The sequence below is a fragment of the Pseudomonas sp. NFPP25 genome (assembly GCF_900116505.1).
In the GTDB taxonomy this organism is placed as follows: Bacteria; Pseudomonadota; Gammaproteobacteria; order Pseudomonadales; family Pseudomonadaceae; genus Aquipseudomonas; species Aquipseudomonas protegens.
The window spans coordinates 254,364-277,926 of the sequence record NZ_FPBG01000002.1 but is presented as its reverse complement, the minus strand read 5'-3'; the positions used below and the strand labels follow the sequence as shown (position 1 = coordinate 277,926).

The following is a 23,563-nucleotide window of genomic DNA, read 5'->3' as shown; positions in this document are numbered from 1 at the left end:
CACGAACAATTTATGCCGCACCTGAACAATCTGCAAGCCATCACTGCAGTTGCACTTTCAAAAATCGGGAGCTACTCTCTGGCCGTCACTGCAAATTCAGTGACCGGACTTGGCCGTCCGAACAGACAGAGGCGCACAGGCGCCCACCATCCGATAGCAGGCGCTTTTTTTGTGCCCGCTACCTCGAGTTATGGCGGCTGTGCGCGGGACACCTTCGGGTGTGCCGGGATCCTTTGTCCCCGGTCGGCCAACCCGCGTACAGCTGCCACCCTAATTTGCTTGGCCGCAAATCGTGGCAGCTCCCCAGACAAAGGAGCTCCACCCATGCACGCCCTCAATCCGTCCAAAATTCGCGCCGCTGCCCATAGGGCAATGGCTCTCGCCGCTTTACACGCCAACTCCAGCCTCGCTACACGCCTTTCTCGCTACAACACCCACATGGCCAAGGCTCGCGCCCTGGAAAGCGCAGGGGGTGCCCAATGAGCACTCTGCGCAGCCTTGCCCTACCCGAAGACCTATTGTGCGTCAGCAATGACGTTGAAGCCGGTATCCCTATCGACGCCATCACCTGCGCGATTGAGCGTGCAGACTCCGTACTGACGCTGCTCGAAGATCACTTCGAAGGTGATCAGTCACGTCTCTCCAATCACGTTATTGCCTCGGTTATTTGGGACGTTCGCGGCACCCTGGGCCTGATCAAAACACTCACACTGCACGGTGATGCTTCTTCTGTTCCTCTGGACCAGAAAGGCGGTGCGCTATGAGCACTCAAACCACCTTGGGCCGGGCATCTTTTTTCGGCAGCACCAACGGCCAATGCCTGTTTCGAGTCAATGCAGGAGTGTCGATCGAGGACGCGCTCGAAACGATTTCACTCCTTCAGCACTACAGCAACCAGCTCACTCTTGACGCGGCCATGAGCGATAAAGGCGAGCGTTATAGCTGGTGTGCGCTCTACCTCGGCGAGATGGCCAAGGCGCTCCTCGACGATGTGAACGACTCACTCTTCGTGTCGAGGGCCGAGCAATGACCCAACGCACCAGCAACGCCTCAAAACGGCCCAGCTTTGCCGACGTAAAAAGCGCCGCTCTCAAGGACATTGGCCGCGTGCTGGCCCACTGGCTGCCCAACGGCAAACGCGTAGACGGAGGCAAGGAATACACCGCACCGAACCCCACGCGCACCGACAAGCGCGCTGGCTCACTCAAGGTCAACCTGAGCAAAGGTACCTGGGCGGACTTTGCCACCGGCGACAAGGGCGGCGACCTGATTGACCTGGTGCGCTACCTCGACGGTGGCACAGATGTGGAAGCCTGCAACAAGCTCGCGGAGCTGCTGAGCGTTTCTGCTGGAACAGCTCAGGCCAAACCCACACCGGCCAAAAGTAAGTCGCCCGAGTGGATCGCCATCCAGCCAATCCCAGCAGAGGCCATGAGCAAGTGCCCGGCCAAACACCGACAACACGGCGCACCATCCAAGGTGTGGATCTACCGCGACGCTCAAGGTCAGCCGGTCATGGTGCTGTATCGCTTCGACCTGGGTCCGGACGAAGACGGTAAGCCGAGAAAGGTCTTTGCCCCGCTGACCTGGTGCAAACGCTCCGATGGCCAAACAACTCAATGGCGCTGGCAGGGCCTGCCTGAACCACGCCCCTTGCTGCGCCTGGATGAATTGGCCCAGCGTATCGACGCCCCGGTGGTGCTGTGTGAAGGCGAGAAGGCCGCAGACGCCGCCACTGGGTTGATGTCTGAGTACGTGGCCACCTGCTGGCCGAACGGTTCGAACTCCTGGCACAAGGCCGACCTGTTGCCGCTCAAAGGGCGGTCGGTGCTGCTCTGGCCGGACAACGATGTCAGCGGTAAAGCGTGCATGGACGCCATCGAGCCGAAGCTGCTTGAACTGGGCGCGGAGTCAGTACAGCGAGTGTCACTTGAGGTGTTCAAGCGCAAGCCCACCACCAAGGACGGCAATCCCTCATTCGCTAAAGGCGGCAAGTGGCTAGAAGGCGACGACGCTGCCGACGCACTGACCAAGGGCTGGACCGCTGACCACGTTGCCGAGCTGGTGCGCAGCGGTGAGTTTTTCGTGAACACGGCGGACGAAAAAACAGAGGAGCCCATCAAGACAAAGACAGCGACCAAGCGCCCGGCGAAATCGAAAAATGACCTGATGCCCAGTGGCTTCCGCCTGACGCCCGAAGGGGTGTTTTATGCCGGTGATGATGGTGAGGCACGCCCGGTGTGCTCACCCCTGGAAATCATCGCCCGCACCCGTGACGAGAAGGGCCATAACTGGGGCCTGCTGGTCGAGTTCGACGATCCAGACGGCGCCAAGAAACGCTGGAACATTCCGGCCAGGACCATGACCGGCGACTTCGGTAAAGACGTTCTAGGCCCCTTGGTGGACATGGGCTTACGTCTCGCCGGAAGCCGTTCGGGACGTAACGCACGCAACGACTTGCAGAGCTACCTCGGCGGCTTTGACAGCGCACAGCGGGCCCGTCTGGTGACGCGACTGGGCTGGCACGGCAACGCCTTCCTTTTGCCCGAGCAACAGATTGGATCGCACGAAGAACACCTGCACTTCTACGAGGCCGGTGCCCAGCTCCCGCCGATCAGCGAGGCGGGCTCCCTGGAGCAATGGCAGCAGCAGATCGGGGCCCTGTGCGTTGGCAATCACCGCTTAGCGTTTGTCGTTAGTGTGGCCTTTGCGGGCCCTCTGCTGAACTTGCTGGGCCATGAGTCGGGCGGCTTCCACTTCTACGGCGACAGCTCGGGCGGCAAAACCACCCACTTGCAGGTAGCCGCCTCGGTTTATGGCGGCCCGCGCCTGGTGCGTTCGTGGCGCTCTACAGACAACGCTCTGGAGTCCATCGCCGCCGCGCACTCAGACGGGCTTCTGGTGCTGGATGAAATCGGCATGTGCGACGCCCGCATCATTGGCGAGACGGTCTACATGCTCGGCAACGGCACAGGTAAAGCCCGGGCCAATGATCGAGGACAAGCGGGCCGACAGGTGCAGGAGTGGCGCTTGCTGTTTCTCTCGACCGGCGAAAAGACTTTGGCGCAGCACATGGCCGAGGCCAACAAGGAGCTGAAAGCCGGTATGGAGGTCCGCATGCTTGCCGTGCCAGCGGACGCAAGCAAGGGGCTCGGCATGTTTGATGTGCTGAACGGTTTTGAGGATGCCGCCGCCCTCTCCGATGCGCTCAAGGCTCGCGTAGCCAAGTTCTACGGCACGCCCCTCACCGCCTTCCTGAAAGCCCTGAGTGAGCCCGGCGAGATGCTGAGGTGGTCGATGATCGTTCGTCGCACCCTGGATCAATTCATCACCCAAAACCTACCCGCCACGGCCAGCGGTCAAGCTCAACGTGCGGCCCTGCGCTTCGGCCTCGCCGCTGCGGCGGGCGAGTTGGCGACAGCCTTTGGTGTCACCGGCTGGCCGGATGGCACTGCCACGACTGCTGCCCGGGTTTGCTTGCATGGATGGCTGGCTGAACGGGGTGGCGCGGGCAACCTGGAGGGCGAAGCCATCATGGCCCGACTACGCCAGGTGATCGAGCGCTTCGGAGAAAGCCGGTTCACGCGATGGGAGTCCACTGCCGCCAAGATCGATGAACACGGCCCCCGCACCATCGACCGCCTGGGTTTTCGCAAGACCATGGAACACGGCATGGGCGACACCATGCATACCACCAACACTTATTACGTGCTGACCGAGGCCTGGCGCTCGGAGATATTCCGGGGCATGAACCTTACCGCAGTAAACAAGGAACTCTTGCAACGCGGTGTGCTGGAGCCGAGCAGCGACGGCAAGGCATCGAGTCTGGTGCGATTGCCCGGCTTAGGCCAACAGCGCTGCTACATCGTGAAGGCAATTCCGGGAACGGATAACAGCGAGGCTCGGGCTGCCTGAGGGCATCTCAGCTAATCGAGGTAACGCCGGCTCACTCCCGGCCTCGCCAGCCAAATCAACGTAATCAAATCTCATCACGGACCATAAACATGAAAATGAATGAATTGAAACAGCAACGAGCCGCTCTGGTCGCTGAGCGCGAAACCATCGAAAACAGTCTTACTGTTCTGGAGGCCGAATGGCGCAACGCCCCCAGCAACTACAGCCCGAACGGCAACATGATAGGAAGCCCTGAGGGGCGTGAAGCTATGGAGCGACTATCATCTGCCAACAGCCGCTTACGAGACATCCCATCCGAAATTGAACGTATCGATAAAAAGATCGCGTACTTAGAACGCATGGAGCAGGTTGACGAGATCAAATCGCAGTCGATCCAAACCATGTCCGAAACTGCTGCTGAGGTCGAAGCGTTAGAACGGACACAGTCGCACTTGAATGAGCGCCTTCTGACGATTCAGACGGATGCGGAGCAATCCCTGGAAAAAGCGCAGCAAGCAGAAAGAGACGCTGCGAGTCTGTATGCCAGAAGTCTCGCCAGTGGCGACAGCGAAGGCGAGAAAGCTGCCAACGGTGAAATTCAGAAGGCGGCCAAGCAACTCGCAACCACAGATGAGCACGTTAGAAGGCAGGAGCTCATCCTCGTGGCTTTACAGGCGGAACTTGACTCCCTTGAAACGCAAATCTCAAACGCCAAGCAGCGAGCAGACGAAGCCAAAAATGCGGCCCTGAGGGCTGTAGGGCTTACGTTAGACGAAGAGTGGAATGCCGTTACAGATCAACTCATAGCTATAGGCGCACGGATACTTGCCGTCAGCTATCAGAAAGGTGGGATCGGGGATGCTCTATCCAGACTCGACGTACCACGGTTCGGTCCGTTTCATTCAAGCCTTGCTCATTCCGATCTGGCATCTGCCGCACGTGAAATTTCTTTAGCCGATCTACTCGCAGCCTAACCCAAAACAGCCCGCATTCGCGGGCTGTTTTATATTCGGTTGCAAGGTATCGCAACAGGCACTTAATCTTCGGGGGCCTTCCATGGGTGGACAGCGATTGATGGAAGTTCCTGATGCTCCGTCAACGTTAAACTCACATCGATCCAGTCATAAAATGCAGGCGCGGCGAATAGCCCAAGAGAGCCTTTTGGTGCGTTCGGTTGCATATCCCCATTATTATGATGAGCCTTTGCGCGAGACAAAAGCGGAGTCGCATCGGGAAATTTCCGCCACAGGTCACCAAGATTTGTCTCATCAAGCGTGTCTTTGGATCGCCCAACCGCCTTCCAGAATTCACCCTCGTCTTGCGGACGCTTTTTGCTTTTTTCTTTTGAAGCAAGAACGCTTTCGGGTAGGGAAATGGAAAGAACTTTAAGTAAATTTGATTGCGTACGTTCCCAGTCAATAGACTCGACCAAAGGCAAATAAGCTACAAGCTGAAGTGGAGACGGCATCGTCTGAGCACGAGGTTTACCTTCGAGCATATTATGCGGATCCACGTCTGCAATCACCAATGCTTGATCATTCTTACTTAAAGCATCATCTCTATTGTTGTAATAAATCCCCTTAGACCATCCGTGATAAGGAGTTATCTTGGCAAGATAACCCATTGTAGTCTCTTCAGACTTCCAACTTCCCTGCCCGATAAAACAGCTCCCACCTACGAGAGTTTTACCATCTATACTATTGCAGAATACCGTTGTTGTACCCGCAGCCAAGAATCCGGACTGTCCAGCGAACCAATAGTCGGCAGAACGCGATGTGGCTGCAGGTACCGCGAGAATTGATCTTCGTGCCTCAGCCCCATTACCAGTGATCGAGAGTTTCTCGGACAATGCCTTAAGATCGCTAAAAACCTCATCAATTTCCGCTGGCCGGCCAAATCTACGCCACATTGCCTTAAGGTCCTCCCCCATTTGAATGTAATTAGCCGGACTGGAGACCAAGAAAGCCTCAGAGCATATTAATTCCAAAAGATACTTGAGAGGGAGCTTTGCCTCTGTGAATAGATGAGTAATAACATCGGCCGACGGCTCGAATCCGATAACACTTTCTAGTTTGCTTGCGAGTTCCCCTGAATTAAATAAGGGCTTCAACGGTAAAGCAGACGGTCGAAAAAATTCTTCTAATGCGATAGAGCGATATTTTTTATTTCTCGAGAACTCAAGAACATGCCCCCGCTGTAACGCATCATAGTCTTTATCGGAACCCAATTTTTTCTTCCGCAGGGAAGCAAGAAACACTTTCGACGCCGATTTAGGCAAAGGCCAGAGCAACGTCAGTGGAGCAGACAAGTGATTTTCATCAGACTTATCACATATATTAATGTACGTCCCAGCCAAAACCGAAACACCTTTATTTATGATATACGTTTTCAACCACTCAACTGTCTCACGTCTTACGGAGTATTCAGGAAGAACAAGCAAGTCCACCCCGAAATTTTGACATGTATCCACGACACGTTTCAGAATCGAGCGACGGCGGTGTTCTGACCAACTAGGCAGAGATTCTAATTTTGTCCACATATGTGCGGTATCGTGCCTTTCTGCGGCATTCAGCAATCGCCCATATTTCGAGTCAGCATTAACCTTTAGATTCAAGGAGATACCCTCATTGACCTTTGAACCAAAAGGCCAATGCGTCGGGCAAGCCTCGACGAAAGGGTGCTGATACGTCAAATCAAAGTCAGCCTGAAGCAATGCAATACGAACCAGCCCTCTGGGCTTGCAAGCTTCACCGCGCCGAGTCCACTGCTCTGCCTGCTGTTTTCTAAATGCATTAGCGTCGCGGCCCAGACCGTGCTCAACCACGTTTCCCACAGGAATATCAGCATTGCTGGAAGGTGAATTTTTAAATTCTAATAAAGCATCCTCAACTAAACCACCTACCGCACCTTCCTCATCACCATGAACACTATTAGTTGACATGGAAGCTCGTGGCAAGGGAAAAACAGACGGCGAATTGATCCCGACAGCCCCAGTTATGGAATCTGTGTGAAATTCATAATCCTCCTCCCTTATCGCTGGTACTGAGCCACTTCCATTTTCTTCCTCAACCACTTCAACCTGGAGAGAAGTATCAATACCTGGCTTAATAATAGCGATCGAAGCAAATGGCTCACCAAGCGCGGAGACAGATAAAAGTTTGCCACTCTCACGATCAAAAATTTCTGACCAAACTCGCAAAAATCGCCCATCATGAGTTACTTCTTCAATATGCTTAGAGAACCGGGGAAACTGGGAGATCATCCACGAAGTGACATCCCTGACTCCGTTTCTTGAATCGGTGAAGCGCTTTGTCTGAGGATTATAACCATAAGACTTCTCGACTACTGTTATTGACTCAAAACCAAGCTCTTCATCTATCCTTCTAACCAGCAACACAACAGACTCTAGCAACTCCAGATTGAGCAACCCCAAACAATTATCACTCAACATTTCAAATGGCCACTCGAGAAAAGAGTCGGCCTCGTTATCATGATAGTCAATTGAAGCAAGTGCCTTAGCAATTATCCCTAATTGCTCACATAGGGAGTCAGATAGCCGCTCTAAATTATCTTGAACCAATCGATGTCCAAGATGCTGTACTAACCTACGACATTGTTCAATCAATAAGACCTTGCTGTTTGATTGGATAGCATTGTCTGAGGCTGATTTTTCCTCCAAGAGATGAGGCGGAGCTGAAGGAATACCCCAAGCCTCTGGAAAATCAAAATTCTCATACCGTTCAAATGCCCCATGGCTTCGTAGAGAAGCAATCAGCCCTTCAAAAGCCACGTTTATACCTGTGCTGATAACACCTGCACGCAATGCCTTCCATGATGGAATTTCAGAGACCGAGGACTCCATTGAAACAGAAAACAGCCGTTTAGAAAAACACAGTAAACCAAAGAGATCACGCCTTACACCGGTACACCCTTCATCACTTACTGCAAGCACTTGACTAACTGATAGAGGTAAGCGCCCTAGAACTTTGTTTGTTAACAGTACCAAAAATGACGCGGCATCACTGCTTTTCCAACTCTCGCGAAATGCCAGGTACATGCCTGCCGACTCAGCTTCCGAGGCGAGGACATAAAGAATCGGATCTAGAGAGTCTTCTAGTTGCTCTGGAAATGTTTCTAACAAGCGCAGAGAGCGATTGACAGTGGCAGGCAATAAACCATCATCACTTCTTCTTTTGCTTATTTGGGAGTCAGCATACGCTCCTCGAAGTTTACGAAGTTGCGCTCGAAGAACGTATCGAGCAGGGTTTGTTAGTGCTACAGCGTCAAGTGCAACATCCGATTCAGCATCGCCAAATTTGGAGACATCGTCATAAAGGCCCAGATAATCTGAAATCGCAACGCCGACCCTCCAAAGACTTGCTTCATAGATAGGTACTTCAGCCGTCCGCAAAGCTCTTCCGCCATCACGTACAAAAGCTCTGTTACCGAGCTCATCTCGTGATACTCCCTCTGCGATTAGATAATACATCTGCTTATTGAGATCAGTTGCAATGTAGGGCCACGCAGGAACCAGTTCTTTGCCCTCATTATTCTCCGAATAGGAAATGACCACTTGTGCAACTGATCTGAACAATTTCGCAGCAAGCTTTAAAGTCTCGGTGGACACGTTGATGTTTACTGGTAGGACCCGCTCGCGCAGATTAATATAATCTTCCGCTGGCAAATCGCTCCGAAGCCGAGTCAGAGAGCCAGCTAGCGGTACAGACATCCACTCAGTATTCAGTAACCGGACTACGCTACCATTATCTGCACCGATAAAGGCCGGAGCGGCAGCCACAGCAGAAAAATCGAGAGCCTCGATTGCATCTACTAATACCGTTCCATCTTCGCTTGCACTGCTTCCTAGACATGACAAAAGACGGTACGTTTTAATACCTGGCAAAGGTGGAAGTATTAGCCGATTCACGACATTAGTTTTTGTGGTGTTCCATATGAGGTGATTACGTCGACTCAAGCACACTGGCAGCTGCTCTTTCGAAACAATGCTAACAATGGTTTGCAAAGCAATATTTATCGCCGCCGATTGACTTCCATCATTTAAAAACTTTGAACGAATATCGTCTCCCGGTAGTAATGCAATAAACACATCGGCGGCGAAACCTGAAATTGTGCCCTTCCGCACATGATCTTCAGTTGGGGCGACAAAAGGAGTTAGTGGATCTTCTGCTGATTGGTCTGCATCTGAAAGCAATGCTACTGCTTCATGCATCCACTCAAATGGTTGCCAGACTTGTACCAGTTTAGATCGTTCTACGTGTAGATGTGCTTCTGAGTTTTTATGCCGCCCCAGAAGCCGCGCTGCTTTCCAGCGCACAAGCTCCAAACGCACATCAAGTTGATGCTGAGGACCTGGTGTTGAATTAAACACATAGGCTTCGAATGCCGTGCTTAAGACTAGATCAGCAAGCCATGCAATACGACGTCGTCTTAGTGCGTTCTCTTCAGCGGAAAGTTCCGCAATATCGCGAGCCTGCTTGTCAATTAAATGTTCGAGGCCTTCGAGCGCGAACAAAACGGGTGATTCCCACTCATTTTCCTCAGGTCGAAGGCTCCAAGCTGCATCGTGCACGCAGTGATCCCAAGTTTCTATATATTGAGAAAAAACCTCAGCAGCCTCAATACTCCCAAGTTGCTCTACAGCAATTGAGTACCAAATTAATCTTGCAGCCTTGGGTAGCTCTGATGCACGAAGGTCTGGTGCCTGAAACGCAGTTTTAACAGTTTGCAAGAGTGTTGATTTAGATGCCTTGTATAGTTCTACGTTATGCAGTAAATGCAAAGCTGACTGACGATCAGTTGCTGGTGCCGCAGACCAGAAATCCCAACCTGACTCACCATCACCGACTAACGGTGGCTCCCATGCTGGTCCATAGGCAGCAAGAGCTCTTCCTTGATTAATATATGTAGCAAAATCCTCGGCGCTCATCGCCGGAATTTCGTCAGCCTTCGCAAGGAGCGTCAGTTCAAGCTTACGGGCACACCGATCAACAGCCTCCCTCAAGTGAGCCAAAGTCTCCGGATCATCTGCGAGTAGCACGATATCATCCACATATCGAGCATAACCAACGCGCTTGGAATCAACATTTAGCGCGGACATGAAGCGATAAGCTTCTTCATCGATTGGAAACAAAGCTACTGAACCAATCCAGGCAGATAATACTGGCCCCTGTGGAATCCCCATTAAAGGATTAGTCTCTTCACTAAGCCCCGTATCAGGCCTTGCGTAATTTACACCAAATAGATGCTCGTCAAGCCTATCAAGAACAAAAGCTGCTTTGGCAGGAGCATTTGGGTTTTGCGTATCAAATTTAAGTAGCTCTGCGAACTCTGGAGTATTATCAGAGACCGATGATATTGCAGATTGAAGCGGTGCTAGCAATCGATCGCGAACGACATATCGCCGAAGACGATCATAATACCTTTTTACATCTAACCTTATTGAGTAAACATATCCAATATCTGTGGCCTGCTTGGTTAAGGAGGCCATAAAATCACGCCAACACTCAGCGTACGGACGATACATCCCTTGATCTGTTGCAGGCTGACGCCCTTCAAGTACATCCATGTCGATCTGATAGGCAAAACTGAGAGTCTGCGAAGTTAATGCTTCGCCATTTCCGTCACCTTTGATATCGAAGCCCGTAGTAACTGTTCTGCGACTCTCTCGATAGTAGCGTACCGCAGGTATTCTCCTGCTAAACGGGAAATCAGTAAAACCTTCATGATCCCAACGCTCAGTAAGAATCTCGTTTAGTAGATACTGTTGAACAATCAAGTCCTCAGGGAGAGGCATAATCTTCAACCTAAACTCTGAACCACCGAAAGACCGAGGCACCCAGACTGCGTTATAAGTACCGATTGGCCCACTGGCTCGTATGTTTTTCAAGCGATCCGTCAACAATGTATTGAACGCTGTAGCGGCAATATCTAAACGTTCCCAACGCGGTTCATCACACGGAAGTTCACCTCGTCTCGACCCCATGTATGCAAGTATGCGAGAGTGGTTAAGACGTGCGCCTGCATTGTTTAGAAAATCATCAGAATACGACTTATTAATTTCAGAGGCAGACTCACTAATGAAGCTCAGCCACTCTGCAAAAACAGGAATGTTATTTGATGAGTCAGTGTGTGAAAGCGACCGCAGAAGATACTCCTTGGAATCAGACCCTATCGATTTTTCGATCTGACTAAAGGCTTGACTGAAGGCCCTAAATCTACGAGTCCGCGGCGCTGCACCCCATACATCTTCATCTAAAATATCCTCAGCAGTAGTACTAAAGGAGTATGCGAGAATGGAAAGATGGGGCGGATATGTTGCGCTCTGTAATAAAATTTTCGCTGACTCTCCGGAGCAAAGCTCAAGATAGTCGTTTGGATCTTTTCTGCTTTCACTACTGACGCCAATTTCTTTAAGCTGGAGATCCGTCGGCCATAGGAAGGCACACTCGACTGGAGCATTCATGAGCTTCAAGCACGCATCTGCCGCGCCCCGCAAGCCGGCCTCATCCCTATCGAAACTAACAACAACAGTTAAAGTCGTAGCCTTTGGTAGGGACTCACTTAAAGCTTGAAGAAGCCTGACCTGAGGCTCGCTAATTGAGCTTCCCATGATTGCAACAGCAGGAAACCCGAGACTTTCAAACCGAAGTGCATCAAGAAATCCCTCACACAAATAAACGACTATGTTCTTATTACCTTTCTTCGCCTCACTTCTCACAAGCTTGAAGGCGAAGTCTGCTCGATATAGCACGGTTGACTTAGGAAATTCACGCGTGAATTGGTACTTCGGCACTGTTGATCCAGCAGCACTTCTCGAAGCTCGGCCCGCCAATCCTAGCAACTGACCTTTTTCATCATGGATTGGAAATATTACTCGGTCCGCTATAAAAAAGTCACTATACCTATTTATTGACTCACTACCGGAATTCAACGGCAGGTGCATCTCTGCAGTTACTCCTGGAATCAACTTCCGGATGAGAAACGCATCCTCTAAGTCGCCAGTGTATTCGCGCCTGACAGATCGGTTGGTTTCTGTCTCAAGCGCTCGGGATAAAAAATTACGTGGCGCGTACACAAAACCGGCGCGCTTTATAACAGTAGCATCAAGTCGACGCTCATTGATCCAAGCATCTAGTGCAGCATGATCTGCTCCCTTTTTGTATAAATTGTATCCAAACTGAAGCGCTGAAAGATCAACAGCAGGGGCAGTGCTATTTCTCTCAATTAATTTATTTCGCCCCCCACTACGGGCAATCGACGTGCTAGGGGAAAGCCATTCGACTGCATCTTTGAAACCAAGATTCAGCTTTTCCTTAACTAGATCAATGGCGTCCCCATGCGCTCCGCAAGAAAAGCAATAGAAATGCTGCCTACCGCTATCTCGTCTAGCGTCTATTAATAGAGAGGGTGTTTTATCATCATGAAAAGGGCATAGAGCTTTGAATTGATTCACAGCCGTTTTCTTAAGCGTCATGCCTAGACGATTGGCTATATCTTCAATAGAGACATTCTGAAGCAGTTTTTCGTAGTCAATCCTAGGCAATTTTTCTTCCCTTCTTAAAATTATCCACAGCAAAGTATGTAATGAAGCTATCGAACTTTGACATACCTACACGGGAGAATCCTCCCGCTTCCAGCGTAGTATTCTTGACGTCTTATCTCATCGTTCTTCACCGCGTCGTTTTCGGCGTGTGTCGGCATAAATCGGAAGAAGATACCGCCTGCTCTCGGCGCCGCATCACAACGTAGCTCCCGAGCTTCGGCTTTGCAATCAAACATTAGCAGCATGGCTCATGCTTGAAATCACTTGAATCATCTCACCACGGTCGCTTCCACACTCGAAAAAGAGGATATGTAGTCGAAACCTGTGGTTCATCTAATCCTCAATTAACTCTTACGAGCAGCCTGCAAGGACTTTGCTTGAGGTAATTCAGTGTTACACAGTTGAGCTTTGTTACACGCGTAGTGAGAACACTCACAAAACCGTGTTACGCGTATTTTTCTCAATAAATACAATAAGTTAAGACTATACGTTACACCAGTTACACCTGTTACATCGTTTTCTTAGAGAACGCAGCCCCCCACTCCCCTTTCTATAAAGCGCCTTCAGCGAACGACGATTCTCCGTCGGCTCTAAAACGACATGGTATGTTCGAGCCCTAAAAAATAGGCTGGGGCCCCTGACTCATGCATACGGACACGGGGTCGGAAACCCGCCGCACCTGGTTAGCGGCTGAGTTTTCTACGTTGGTTGACAGGTTGACACCATCCCCAAGGTTGAGCGGGCTCAATCGTTCGCTATTAACCACACAATGGCCCACCTTTACCGTTGCGGTAACGATGCCCTTTTCTCTTCAATATCCTTTCAATTTCAACGTCGAAATTTCAGTAAGCTCGAGGAACTGTCGCTACCAAGATCTCGCGGGTTTCCGACCCCGTGTCCTTCAGATACTTCCAGGGTCCCCGGCGGCATTTCTGCGACTGATTGCTTTCTGCCATCCCCCAGCTAACCTCCAACCCTGCTGGTCATCATGCTCAACCAGCACAACAGATATGGCTAAAAATTTTGAGTCATTACCGATCCGACACACGGAAGCGAGGACTAGCAAATGCAATCATTTATCGTGAACAGAAACGTTCAACCCAACGGCGACTATGAAGTGCACAACACGACGATTGGATGCAGTTTCATGCCGCAGCCGCAGAACCAGGTACCACTTGGAAGTCATCTCACCTGCATCGGTGCTGTAGACGCCGCTCGAGCGGCAAACCCAACTCTGCGAATCAATGGTTGCTACTACTGCTGCAACCCTTGTCACACCAGCTAGGTTGCTGGGAGTGCATGGCTGGCTACGGGTTGCTTATGCCTAAAACTACGATTGTGCGATCATAGGCCCAAGCAAGCTGTATCCCCGTGTGTATCCCTAACTATTTAATCCGGCTGTAGGCCACGGATTATATGGAAGACTCCAGTCTCCCTCGGGCACCAAACATGAAAAAGACCTTGAAATCCAAGGTCTTTTTTTTTCGCCTGCAGAAAAGTGCCAGCACGGCGCACACCTCCCGTTGCGGGCCTCTTTCCCCGCCCTGCTCAGTCGTACAAGTCCTCCACGTAGTACTCGTAGTTGTCGGCATTCTCCACCGCGTCGCTCGGGCGATTGGCTCCCAGGTTCTGCGATCCCGCCACGCCGTAGGCGCCGGGGATATCGGTGGTGTGGCCAATGGAATGGGTCAGTTCATGCACCACGGTACCGGCCTGGGTATCGAAACCCACGCGCGGCGGCAGGGCAAAGAATGCCGTGCAGAACCAGGCCTGCACGTCCCCGCGGGCGTTGACGTAGGTGGCGGCGATATCCCCGGGCGCGTCGCAAGGGTCATTCGGGTTGACCCGGCAATAGGCCGTCAGGGTGTTGCCACTGTTGAGCTTGAAACGCACCCCGTCGAGCACTGCACGCACCCGCTGGTAGCGATCCTGGCTGAAGGTACCGAACCAGGTCCGGTAGGCCAGATCCTGATTGCGGCGAAAGGTCGCTTCATTGTTGTTGACCTGGTTGTAGGCATTGGTCGACCAGGTAGTAGCGACAGCCACGGCATTGCTCACCGCGGTACGGTCAGCCTGGGTGGCACAGGAGCCGTCAAACGCCACGTTGATGGCGAGCGCCGATTGCGCCAGCGCACCCAGGCCCAGTAGCAGAAACAGACTTTGCCAGCGACGCGCCAGACGACGGCGGCTTGAATGAACAACGGTATCAGTATCCATATTCAGCATCCTTCCATGCAGGTTCCGAGGAATGTCGCTCCCCCTGCCAGGGGCGACACTCGCATTGGATTCCCGAGGCTCGCGGTGCATCAGCAGGAATTGCTTCCGTAGCCGGCACCAGGGCCCCGCGCGCCTGATACAAGCATCTCTCGGGCACATCCTTGATGGAGGTCAAAGAGCCGACGTTTGAGGGCCATACACTTGTAAGTGAACATTTGAACGAGACGCACAGGCCCTCCTTATATGAGTGAAGAATCCACCCTCCGCACCCAACCCAAAGCCTTGCCGGAAGCCAGTTCCGCCAGCCCTGCCAAGAGCCCCCCGCGCAAACCCGCAACGCCGCGCCCGCGTCGCCCACGCACGGCGAGCAAGGCTGCACCGGCGAAAGCCGCCGAGGCCGAAATCAGCGCCATCAGCCAGAAGCCCATGGCCCTGCAGGTGGCCAGCGCGCCGCGCGGCTCCAACGAAGACAGCGTGTCCGCTGTGCTGCCGGGCAATTATCCGTACCGCAACCGCATGCGCCGCGCCGAGTACGAAAAGGCCAAGAACGAACTGCAGATCGAACTGCTCAAGGTGCAAAGCTGGGTCAAGGAAACCGGGCAGCGCATCGTGGTGCTGTTCGAAGGCCGTGACGCTGCTGGCAAGGGCGGCACCATCAAGCGCTTCATGGAACACCTCAACCCCCGCGGCGCGCGGATCGTGGCCCTGGAAAAGCCCTCGGAACAGGAAAAGGGCCAGTGGTACTTCCAGCGCTATATCCAGCACCTGCCCACAGCCGGGGAAATGGTCTTCTTCGACCGCTCCTGGTACAACCGCGCCGGGGTGGAACGGGTGATGGAGTTCTGCTCGCCCCTGCAATACCTGGAGTTCATGCGCCAGACCCCGGAGCTGGAGCGCATGCTGTGCAACAGCGGCATCCTGATGTTCAAGTTCTGGTTCTCGGTGAACCGCGAAGAACAGCTGCGCCGCTTCATCTCCCGTCGGGACGACCCGCTCAAGCACTGGAAGCTCTCGCCCATCGACATCAAGTCCCTGGACAAGTGGGACGAGTACACCGCCGCCAAACAGGCGATGTTCTTCCACACCGACACCGCCGATGCCCCTTGGACGGTGATCAAGTCCGATGACAAGAAGCGCGCGCGAATCAACTGTATCCGCCACTTCCTGCACGAGCTGGACTACCCGGGCAAGGACCTGAAAGTCGCCCATGCCCCGGACCCATTGCTGGTGGGCCGCGCCTCGCGGGTACTGGAAGAGGATGAAGGCACCCAGGCCCAGGCTGCGACAGATCCGCGAGCCACGCGCCTGGCCTTGTCGGCCTGAATTCCGGGCAAAAAAAACTGCGCGCAGACAGGCGGGTCTGTGCGCAGCAAAAGTCGAGCGGATCTATGAATCAGAGCACTGGATCAGCTCGAGACCTCAGGCAGCCTCGGTCACCGGCGTCACCTTCTCCGGTGGTTTGATAGAGCCGATGTACACCGCAAAGATGGTCAGCAGCGCACCCGCGATCTGCAGCGCCGAGCTGGCCTTGCCGAGAAACGCCACATCGACGAAGTAGGTGATCACCGGCTCCAGCAGCAGGATCAGCCCCGCCAGGCCCAGGCTGATGGCACCGATGGAGCGGTTGACCAGCAACCAGCCCACGAATTGCACCATCACCCCATAGATGATCAGCATCACCAGGGTCTGCCCATCGACGATGGCCAGGCTTTCCCCCATGGCCAGGGCATACACCAGCAGCACCAGCGCGGCCCACAGGCTCAGGTTGAGCATCTGTGCGATCTTGTCGCCCCCACCGTCAGGCAACTGCGTGTTGACCTTGAGGAAATACACGCAAATGGCGTAGGCCAGGCCCGAAAGCACGCCATAGACCACACCCTTGATGCCCACTGCACTGGTCATTTCCGGCAGCAGCAACAGGTACAGGCCGATAAACGCCAGGGTGATGGAGATCAGGAAGTAGATCGACGGCTTCTCCTTGAGCAGGTACAGACCCAGCAGGGTCATGAAGAACACCTGGCAATTGGTCAGGATCGAACCGATGCCCGGGCCGACGATGTAGATGCTCTGGTGCCAGAGCACCAGGTCGATGGCCAGGAACACCCCGGCCAGGGCCGTGTACAGCTGCGCCTTGGCGCTCTTGAGCAGCACCGGGATGCGCCGCACCTTGAGCAGCAGGAAGAACAGGATCGAGGCGAACAGCATGCGGTAGAACCCGGCCCCACCGGCGCCGATGTGGGCAAAGGCCACGGCCAGCGCCGACAGGCTGAGCATCAAGCCACCAATGGTCAGCTCGATGATGGCGCGGTTGGTATTAGTCGACATGCGCGACTCCATTAATGAAGACCAGAGGATCGACGTCCTGGTCCGGGTCACTTAACTTGCCCTGCTCCAGCACCTGTTGCATGGCGTCGAAAATGCTCGCCAGGCCGGCCTGCAGCGTTTCGCTGCTGATGGTCAGCGCCGGCATCAGCTTGAGTACCTGGTCCACCGGACCGCAGCGCTCGATGATCAGGCGGCGGGCGAAGCAGGCACGCATCACCGCGGCGGCCTGGGCCGGGTCGTGGAACTCGATGCCGTAGAACAGCCCGCGTCCGCGCACATCCTTGATATGCCCGGCGAAGCGTTCGGTCACTTCAGCCAGCCACTCCTTGAGCTGTGCTTCGTTGGCCTGGATGTGCTTGACCAGGCGGTCGTCGCTCCAGAACTCCTGCACGGTCTTGGTGGCGGCGACAAAGGCCAGGGTGTTGCCGCGGAAAGTGCCGTTGTCCTCGCCAGGGGACCATTGGTCCAGTTCCGGGCGATGCAGCAGCAGGGCGAACGGCAAGCCGTAGCCGCTGAGGGACTTGGACAGGCACACCATGTCCGGGGTGATGCCCGAGGGCTCGAAGCTGAAGAAGGTCCCGGTGCGGCCGCAGCCGGCCTGGATGTCGTCGACGATCAGCAGGATGCCGTGCTCGGCGGTCAGCTGGCGCAGGCGCTGCAGGAACTCTGCCGAAGCCACGTTGATCCCGCCTTCGCCCTGGATGGTTTCCAGGATCACCGCTGCCGGCAGGTCCATGCCGGAACTGTTGTCCTTGACCAGGCGCTCGAAGTAGGCGATGGAATCCAGGCCTTCCAGGTAACCGTCGAACGGCATGCGGAACACATAGGGATCCACCCCTGGCTGGCGGTTGTCACGGTTGCCGGTCAGCCCCAGGGAGGTGTTGGACATGCCGTGGAAGCCGTTGGTGAAGGCCACGATGTGCCGGCGCCCGGTGACCTTGCGCGCCAGTTTGACCGCCGACTCCACCACACTGGTGCCGGTGGGCGAGGTGAATTGCATTTTGTAGGGCAGGGCCCGGGGCGCCAGGATGATCTTGCGGAAGTTGTAGATGAACTCCTGCTTGGCCCGGCTGTGCATGTCCAGGGCAGCCTGGATGCCGTCCCGTTGCAGGTAGTCGATCACCGCGGCCTTCACCGCCTTGGGGTTGTGGCCATAGTTCACGGACCCGGCGCAGCTCAGGAAGTCGATATAGGCCTGGCCTTTCAGGTCATACAGATGACTGCCCTGGGCCTGGTCGAAGACCACCGGAAAGCTGCGGCAGTAACTGCGCGCCGAAGACTCCACATCCGCAAATACGCCCAACTCATCCATTTCTGAAATATCCATTGCTGCCTGCTCACATAAAGGGGTCGAGGTTCAGGATTCGATGCAGCGGCTCAAGCGATCTTTTCTGCAGCCTGGGCCAGGCCCAGTTGCTGGTTCAGCGAGTTGAAAATGTCCCGCGAGCGCAGCGACAGCAGGCTGAAGGAGCCGGCATCGCCATAGCCGTGGGAGGATTCGCACAGACCATTGAGGTACAACGCGGGCAGATGGCTGCCCTTGGCTGCGGCCAGGCTGTAGTCGCGCCCGATGCGGATCACGCCCTGAGCGTCGCTCTCCAGGTGTTCGGCCAGGTCCTTGAGGATCGCCGGGTAGCGTTCTTCCTGGGGGCCGGTGCCGAGGTTGCGAAAACCCGTGGCCAGGACGATCGCGTCCAGCCCGCCCAGCTCCTCGATGGCGTGGGTGCTGCTGTTGCGCAGCGACAGGCTGTAGCCCTCGCCGTCCGGCGTGCAGCCCTGGATCTCGCTGAGCCCCTTGATGATCACGCGCTCGCGGCCCTGCAGCTTGTCCTCATACATGCCCACGTAGAGTTCCTTGATTACGTCAGCATCGGCAGCGGAATAGTTGGTGTAGTGCAGGTGGCGGTTGATGTTCTTCTTCGCCTCGGCGGAGCTGTTGTAGTACTGGTCGACGAAGGACGGGAAGTACACGTGCTCGCTGAACTGGCTGGTGTCCTTGAGGCGGAAGCCGTAGCCGCGCTGCACGCTGACGATTTCCAGGTTCGGGTAGGTGTGGCGCAGGTGCAGGATGATTTCGATGGCGCTCTGGCTGCCGCCGACCACCGCCACGCGCTTGAGCTCACCCTTCTGCGCCAGGCTGGCCAGGCGCCCCAGGTACTGGGTCAGGTGGAACACCCGGTCCGCCGCGGCGTTGGCGAACACCTGCGGAATCACCGGGGTGCGGCCCGGGGCCAGGACCACGGAGCGCGCCTGATACTGCACGCCGGCCTGGGTGGTGATGGTGTAGAGGTTGCTGGCCGGGTCGACCTGGATCTGGCTCACGCTCTGGTTGTAGGCCACGTCCCGGGCGAAAAAACCGGCAACCCAGCGTACGTACTCGGCGAACTCGCTGCGCAGGGGGAACTCCAGGCCCAGGTTCAGGTGTTCGAACAGGCGGTCGTTCTCGAACAGGAAGTTGGTGAAGGTGTAGCGGCTGCGCGGGTTGCGCGGCGTTACCAGATCACGGCTCGGGTGGTTCTGGATATCGCTGCCGGAGAGCATCATCTCCGGCTGCCATTGAGTGCTCGCGTGACGCTCGAGAAACAGCCGGGTGCCGGCAAATTCCATCTCTTCCATGGCGATGGCCAGGGCGATGTTCGCCGGGCCAAAACCGATGCCGATCACGTCGTAAACTTGCCCTTCACGGCCAACATCCTTGGCAGTCACTTTATGAACACTCATAAATTCCCCTTCCTGCAACAAAAGTCAGACTCGAAAAAGCAGAAAAAACACCAGGGTCTTTTCTGCCTTCCGTCAAATAGCCATTAATTTTTAATTAGCGTTATTCGTTATAACTAGTTCGGCTTTTTCAAACTTCTTCCGCAGCCAACTTCAGCCACTTTTGTACTGGCGGGTAGGCCAGAACTTGTTCGACATAAGCCTGAAGTTGTGCCGGCACCGCCACGCCATAACGACGGAAGCGGAACACCACAGGTACGAACATGGCATCGACGATGCCGAAGTCGCCGCACAGGAACTGCTTGGAGCCGCTGGCGTGGCGCAGGTTGGTCCAGATGTCGAAGATCCGCTGGATCTCTTCCTGGGTGTCGGCGGTCAGCGGCTCGGGGGTATCGCCGGTGTTCAGGCCGAAGGACATCTGGGTACGCAGGTTGACGAACCCGGAGTGCATTTCCGCCGCGGCAGCGCGGGCCTGGGCCTTGACCAGCGGGTCCTGGGGCCACAGGTTGGCCGCCGGATAGGCACCGGCAACGTACTCGCAGATGGCCAGGCTGTCGTTGATCACCACCTTGTCCAGCAGCAGTGCCGGCACCTTGCCCGAGGGCGAATAGCGCAGGATCTGCTGGCGGGTGTCATCCTGTTCCAGCTTGACCTGAAGGGTCTCGAAGGAGACGTCTGCCGTTACAAGAACCAGCCATGCACGAAATGACCATGAAGACTTTTTGTAATCCCCAATAACTAGTTTTGTAGGCATCACTTCCCCTAGCTCGCGTTGTGAAATGGGTGCTAAATTTAGCGGCCCTCTTTTCCAACGTATTGCACAAAACTGGACAAACTCATGGATGAGCACCAACCCGGCAAAGTCTTTAGGCCAGACAAGGATTTCGTGCAGTTTTGGCGAATACCAGAAGGCGACTGTGAGTTGTTATCGGCGCGTTACAGCACTCAGTCTTTTGGCAGGCATTCACATGATCGGTATGCAGTAGGCGTTATAAGCAGCGGGGTGGAAAAACTCTTCTATAGAGGCAGCTACTACCTGGGCAGCGCCGGCAGCGTGGTCACCATCACCCCGGGGGAAATTCATGACGGCCTCCCCGGGCATGACCAGGGCTGGATGTACCGCATGCTTTACCTCGACCCGGGCTGGGTCAACCGGGTGATTTTCCAGGGCCGCTTCGGCGCCGAGCACATCCATCTGTTCCAGAATGCCCTGAACCTGGACCCCAGCTTTGCCCTGACCTTCCTCCAGCAACACCAGATCATCGAAAATTCCCCACCCAGCCTGGAGCGCGAATCCATCCTCCTGGACCTGGTGACCCAACTCTTCGAACGCAGCGGCGCCCCCATTGCCGCTATCGCCAGCGCCGAGCGCAGCGCCGTCAAGTTCATCAAGAAGAAGCTCGAAGACGAATACGCCCGGCACATTCCCCTGGAAGAACTGGCGCAACTGGTGGACATGGACCCGCTTTACCTGATCCGCGTGTTCAAGAAGACCGTCGGCGTCTCGCCCCACAGCTACCAGATCCAGAAGCGCGTGGCCCAGGTGCAGAACCTGCTGCGCACCGGCGCCAGCCTGGCGGAAGCCTCGTTCAGCTGCGGCTTCTTCGATCAGAGCCACATGACCCGCGCCTTCAAGAAGGTGGTGGGCATTACCCCCGGCAGTTTCCGTAACAGCCGCGCCTGAGGCGCGCCCTTCTTTCCCTGTTGTTCCCGTTTGAGCAAGGACCCGCTGTATGCCCACGATCCAGACCCCGGAATGCACCCAACTGCCGGCCGGCGCCGTCGCCTACCCCGATGCCCAGGAGGTGTTCGTCGCCGACCAGCAGGAACTGGCCGAGCACCTGCTGCCGCTGCTGTCCATCGACGCCAACCTGATCAACCCCGGCTGGTCCGGGCGCCTGCACCTGCTGAGCCCCATCGAACCCGATGAGGGGCTGGTAGGCGAATTGACGGCAGACTGCGGCTTTGGCAGCGAACTGCTGAAGACCAACTGGATCGGCTTCAAGATCGAGAACGGCCGCTACCGCCTGTGCGGCGACCCGCGCTACTTCTTCCTGCACCCGGGCAATGCCGATCTGCCCGAGCCCCGGCGCAACGTGCGGGCCAGCCTGCAACGCCATTACGCCCAAGAGCACGCCACCTACCAGGCTTCGCGCCAGCGCTACCAGGAACTCGGCCGCCTGACCTGGCCGGAGGACAGCGACTACCACATGACCTTCATCGACCAGATGGCCGGCATCGCCGAGGGCTATGGCAACTGGGTGGAAACCGTGGAATTTCCCATGGATATCGTCGAAGCCACGGATGACAGCGGCGACATCGACGTCTGGCCCTTGAGCCCCGCTGGCCGGCGCTTCGAGCACGCGCTCAGCGTACCGGCCAGCCACTACGGAATCAGCGGCGCCGACCTGATCGTGATGTTCTACGAACCGGTGGAAGGGCTGGTGCTGTTCTGCTTCGACTGGTCCTGAGTTCCACCCCGCCCCTTCAGAACAGCGCCAGCGGATACTGCACGCGAATCCGCAACTGGTCGATGGAACCATCGGCCTGGGCGCTGTTGCCTCGATGCCAGATCTGCGTGGCCCGCAGGTGCAGGCCCTTCAGCCAACCGCTGCTGAAGGTGTAGCTCAAATCCAGGTCGGTTTCGTGATGACGGCCATCTTCGCCATACAGGCCACGGTAGATGCTGTTGGCCGGGGCATGACTGCCATCCACTCCCCAGCCCCGCTGATAACGCAGCCCCAGGTTCAGGTCCGGCAGCCCAAGCCAAGCCAGGCGCTGGTCGTAACGCAATTGCCAGGAGCGTTCCCGTGGCCCGTTGAAATCCGAGTAGGGCGCGGAGTTGGCCAGGACGATGGATTGCCCGGTCTGGCCGTCTCCGAAACCTATGTAGTCGAACGGGGTATCCGAAAACGAGCGCTGGTAGGCCAGGGTCAAACGATGGGCATCGAAACGGTACGCCAGGGCGTGGGAGGCGATCAGGTTGTCGATGGGGCCAAACAACGAGGCGCCGCTATCCCGGGTGCGATACAGGTTGAAGGTGTTGCTCAGGCTACGCTCGCCAGCCAGTTCCAGGGTGTGGCCCAGGTTGAGGTAATGCTGGGTCCAGACGTCCTCCAGTTGCCCCAGGTAATAAGCCCCGCGCCATTGCTCGCCCTTGTAGTTCAGCCCCAGGTACTGGGCGCTGTCGATATTGATCCGCGCCCCGGACAAACGTCCGTATACCGTGGAAATCCCGCCTCGGGCCCTGCTTTCGGTGGGGCCGGACAAGGCACTCAGCCGCGCCGCTTCCAGGCTCAGCCCGTCCCAGTCGCGCTGTAACTGCCAGCCGTAGGCCATCCCGGGAATGATCCGGCTGTTGTTGGCCGCCAGTACCGGCGCCTGGGTGGTGAAATTGCCATAACGCAGCTGTGCCTCGGCCACCTTGAGCTTGAGGGCACCGCCAACCTTGCCATGGCTGTCCCGCGGATGCCCCTTGCCGTCCAGCGCCAGGGTGCCGGTGCCGGTGCGCCCACCGCCACTGTCGAGCTTGAAGGCCTGCATGGCAAAGGCATCGAACCCCAGGCCCAGAAGCCCGGGGGTAAAACCGGAACGGTAATACAGCTGCACCGACTGGCCCCACTCCTGGCGATAACCATTGCGCTCACTACGCGGTTTGTAGCGGTTACGGCCACTGTTGTTGGGCCCGTTGCGGTAATCCCGGGCGAAGTACTGGTTATCGAAAAACATCCGGGCCTCGCCCTCGGTGAACAGCTCCTCCCAGTCCTCATCTCCCGCCTGGCTGATACCGCCCGGGCCCAGCCACAACCCCAGCAGCACAATGCTTGTGCGATACACGGACATGGC

Annotated in this window: 14 protein-coding genes; 7 read left to right on the top strand and 7 right to left on the bottom strand. The window is 55.7% G+C overall.

Annotated elements, in window-relative coordinates; genetic code table 11:
* The first annotated feature begins 479 nt into the window (after positions 1-479).
* From BM382_RS08225 to BM382_RS08210, 4 genes are all read left to right on the top strand, one after another.
* Positions 480-764 (top strand): hypothetical protein, encoded by a 285-nt coding sequence (locus tag BM382_RS08225; RefSeq protein WP_072442601.1) that lies wholly within the window; start codon positions 480-482, stop codon positions 762-764.
* Positions 761-1,030: a DUF3077 domain-containing protein gene (locus tag BM382_RS08220; protein ID WP_072442599.1), complete on the top strand. Its 270-nt coding sequence runs from the start codon at positions 761-763 to the stop codon at positions 1,028-1,030. Before BM382_RS08225 ends, BM382_RS08220 begins: the two co-directional genes overlap by 4 nt.
* Entirely contained in the window at positions 1,027-3,915 is a 2,889-nt protein-coding gene (locus tag BM382_RS08215) for a DUF927 domain-containing protein (RefSeq protein WP_072442597.1), read from the top strand. Before BM382_RS08220 ends, BM382_RS08215 begins: the two co-directional genes overlap by 4 nt.
* 89 nt (positions 3,916-4,004) lie before the next feature.
* Positions 4,005-4,868 carry a coiled-coil domain-containing protein gene (locus tag BM382_RS08210; protein WP_239690406.1) on the top strand — a complete coding sequence of 288 codons (864 nt, stop codon included), beginning with the start codon at positions 4,005-4,007 and terminating at the stop codon, positions 4,866-4,868.
* A 62-nt stretch (positions 4,869-4,930) separates the two neighbouring features.
* On the opposite strand, the gene BM382_RS08205 is transcribed toward BM382_RS08210, so the two are convergent.
* Positions 4,931-12,457 carry a CHC2 zinc finger domain-containing protein gene (locus tag BM382_RS08205; RefSeq protein ID WP_139187208.1) on the bottom strand — a complete coding sequence of 2,509 codons (7,527 nt, stop codon included), beginning with the start codon at positions 12,455-12,457 and terminating at the stop codon, positions 4,931-4,933.
* A gap of 1,548 nt (positions 12,458-14,005) precedes the next feature.
* Entirely contained in the window at positions 14,006-14,674 is a 669-nt protein-coding gene (locus tag BM382_RS08190; protein ID WP_072442589.1) for a M35 family metalloendopeptidase, read from the bottom strand.
* A gap of 426 nt (positions 14,675-15,100) precedes the next feature.
* Between BM382_RS08190 and ppk2 the strand changes: the two genes are divergently transcribed.
* Positions 15,101-15,997, top strand: a complete 897-nt coding sequence (ppk2, locus tag BM382_RS08185) for a polyphosphate kinase 2 (RefSeq protein WP_170866322.1) — start codon at positions 15,101-15,103, stop codon at positions 15,995-15,997.
* A 96-nt stretch (positions 15,998-16,093) separates the two neighbouring features.
* Here the strand turns inward: ppk2 and BM382_RS08180 are convergent, their stop codons facing one another.
* From BM382_RS08180 to BM382_RS08165, 4 genes are all read right to left on the bottom strand, one after another.
* Positions 16,094-16,999 carry a DMT family transporter gene (locus BM382_RS08180; RefSeq protein ID WP_011063237.1) on the bottom strand — a complete coding sequence of 302 codons (906 nt, stop codon included), beginning with the start codon at positions 16,997-16,999 and terminating at the stop codon, positions 16,094-16,096.
* The gene (ectB, locus tag BM382_RS08175) at positions 16,989-18,311 is read right to left on the bottom strand and encodes a diaminobutyrate--2-oxoglutarate transaminase (RefSeq protein WP_011063238.1); all 1,323 of its coding nucleotides are present in this window, start codon (positions 18,309-18,311) and stop codon (positions 16,989-16,991) included. The genes BM382_RS08180 and ectB overlap by 11 nt, the downstream gene beginning before the upstream one ends.
* 65 nt (positions 18,312-18,376) lie before the next feature.
* Positions 18,377-19,720 carry a SidA/IucD/PvdA family monooxygenase gene (locus BM382_RS08170; RefSeq protein WP_011063239.1) on the bottom strand — a complete coding sequence of 448 codons (1,344 nt, stop codon included), beginning with the start codon at positions 19,718-19,720 and terminating at the stop codon, positions 18,377-18,379.
* A 127-nt stretch (positions 19,721-19,847) separates the two neighbouring features.
* Positions 19,848-20,471 carry a glutathione S-transferase family protein gene (locus tag BM382_RS08165; protein WP_011063240.1) on the bottom strand — a complete coding sequence of 208 codons (624 nt, stop codon included), beginning with the start codon at positions 20,469-20,471 and terminating at the stop codon, positions 19,848-19,850.
* A gap of 84 nt (positions 20,472-20,555) precedes the next feature.
* On the opposite strand from BM382_RS08165, the gene BM382_RS08160 reads away from it, so the two are divergent.
* Together BM382_RS08160 and BM382_RS08155 are read left to right on the top strand one after the other, a co-directional pair.
* Positions 20,556-21,401, top strand: coding sequence for a helix-turn-helix domain-containing protein (locus BM382_RS08160; RefSeq protein ID WP_011063241.1), 846 nt, complete (start codon positions 20,556-20,558; stop codon positions 21,399-21,401).
* Positions 21,402-21,450: 49 nt separating this feature from the next.
* Complete coding sequence (locus BM382_RS08155; protein WP_011063242.1) at positions 21,451-22,188, top strand: hypothetical protein; 738 nt, start codon at positions 21,451-21,453, stop codon at positions 22,186-22,188.
* A gap of 16 nt (positions 22,189-22,204) precedes the next feature.
* Here BM382_RS08155 and BM382_RS08150 read toward each other — a convergent pair whose 3' ends face one another.
* Positions 22,205-23,560 carry an OprD family outer membrane porin gene (locus BM382_RS08150; protein WP_072442586.1) on the bottom strand — a complete coding sequence of 452 codons (1,356 nt, stop codon included), beginning with the start codon at positions 23,558-23,560 and terminating at the stop codon, positions 22,205-22,207.
* Between the last annotated feature and the right edge of the window lie 3 nt (positions 23,561-23,563).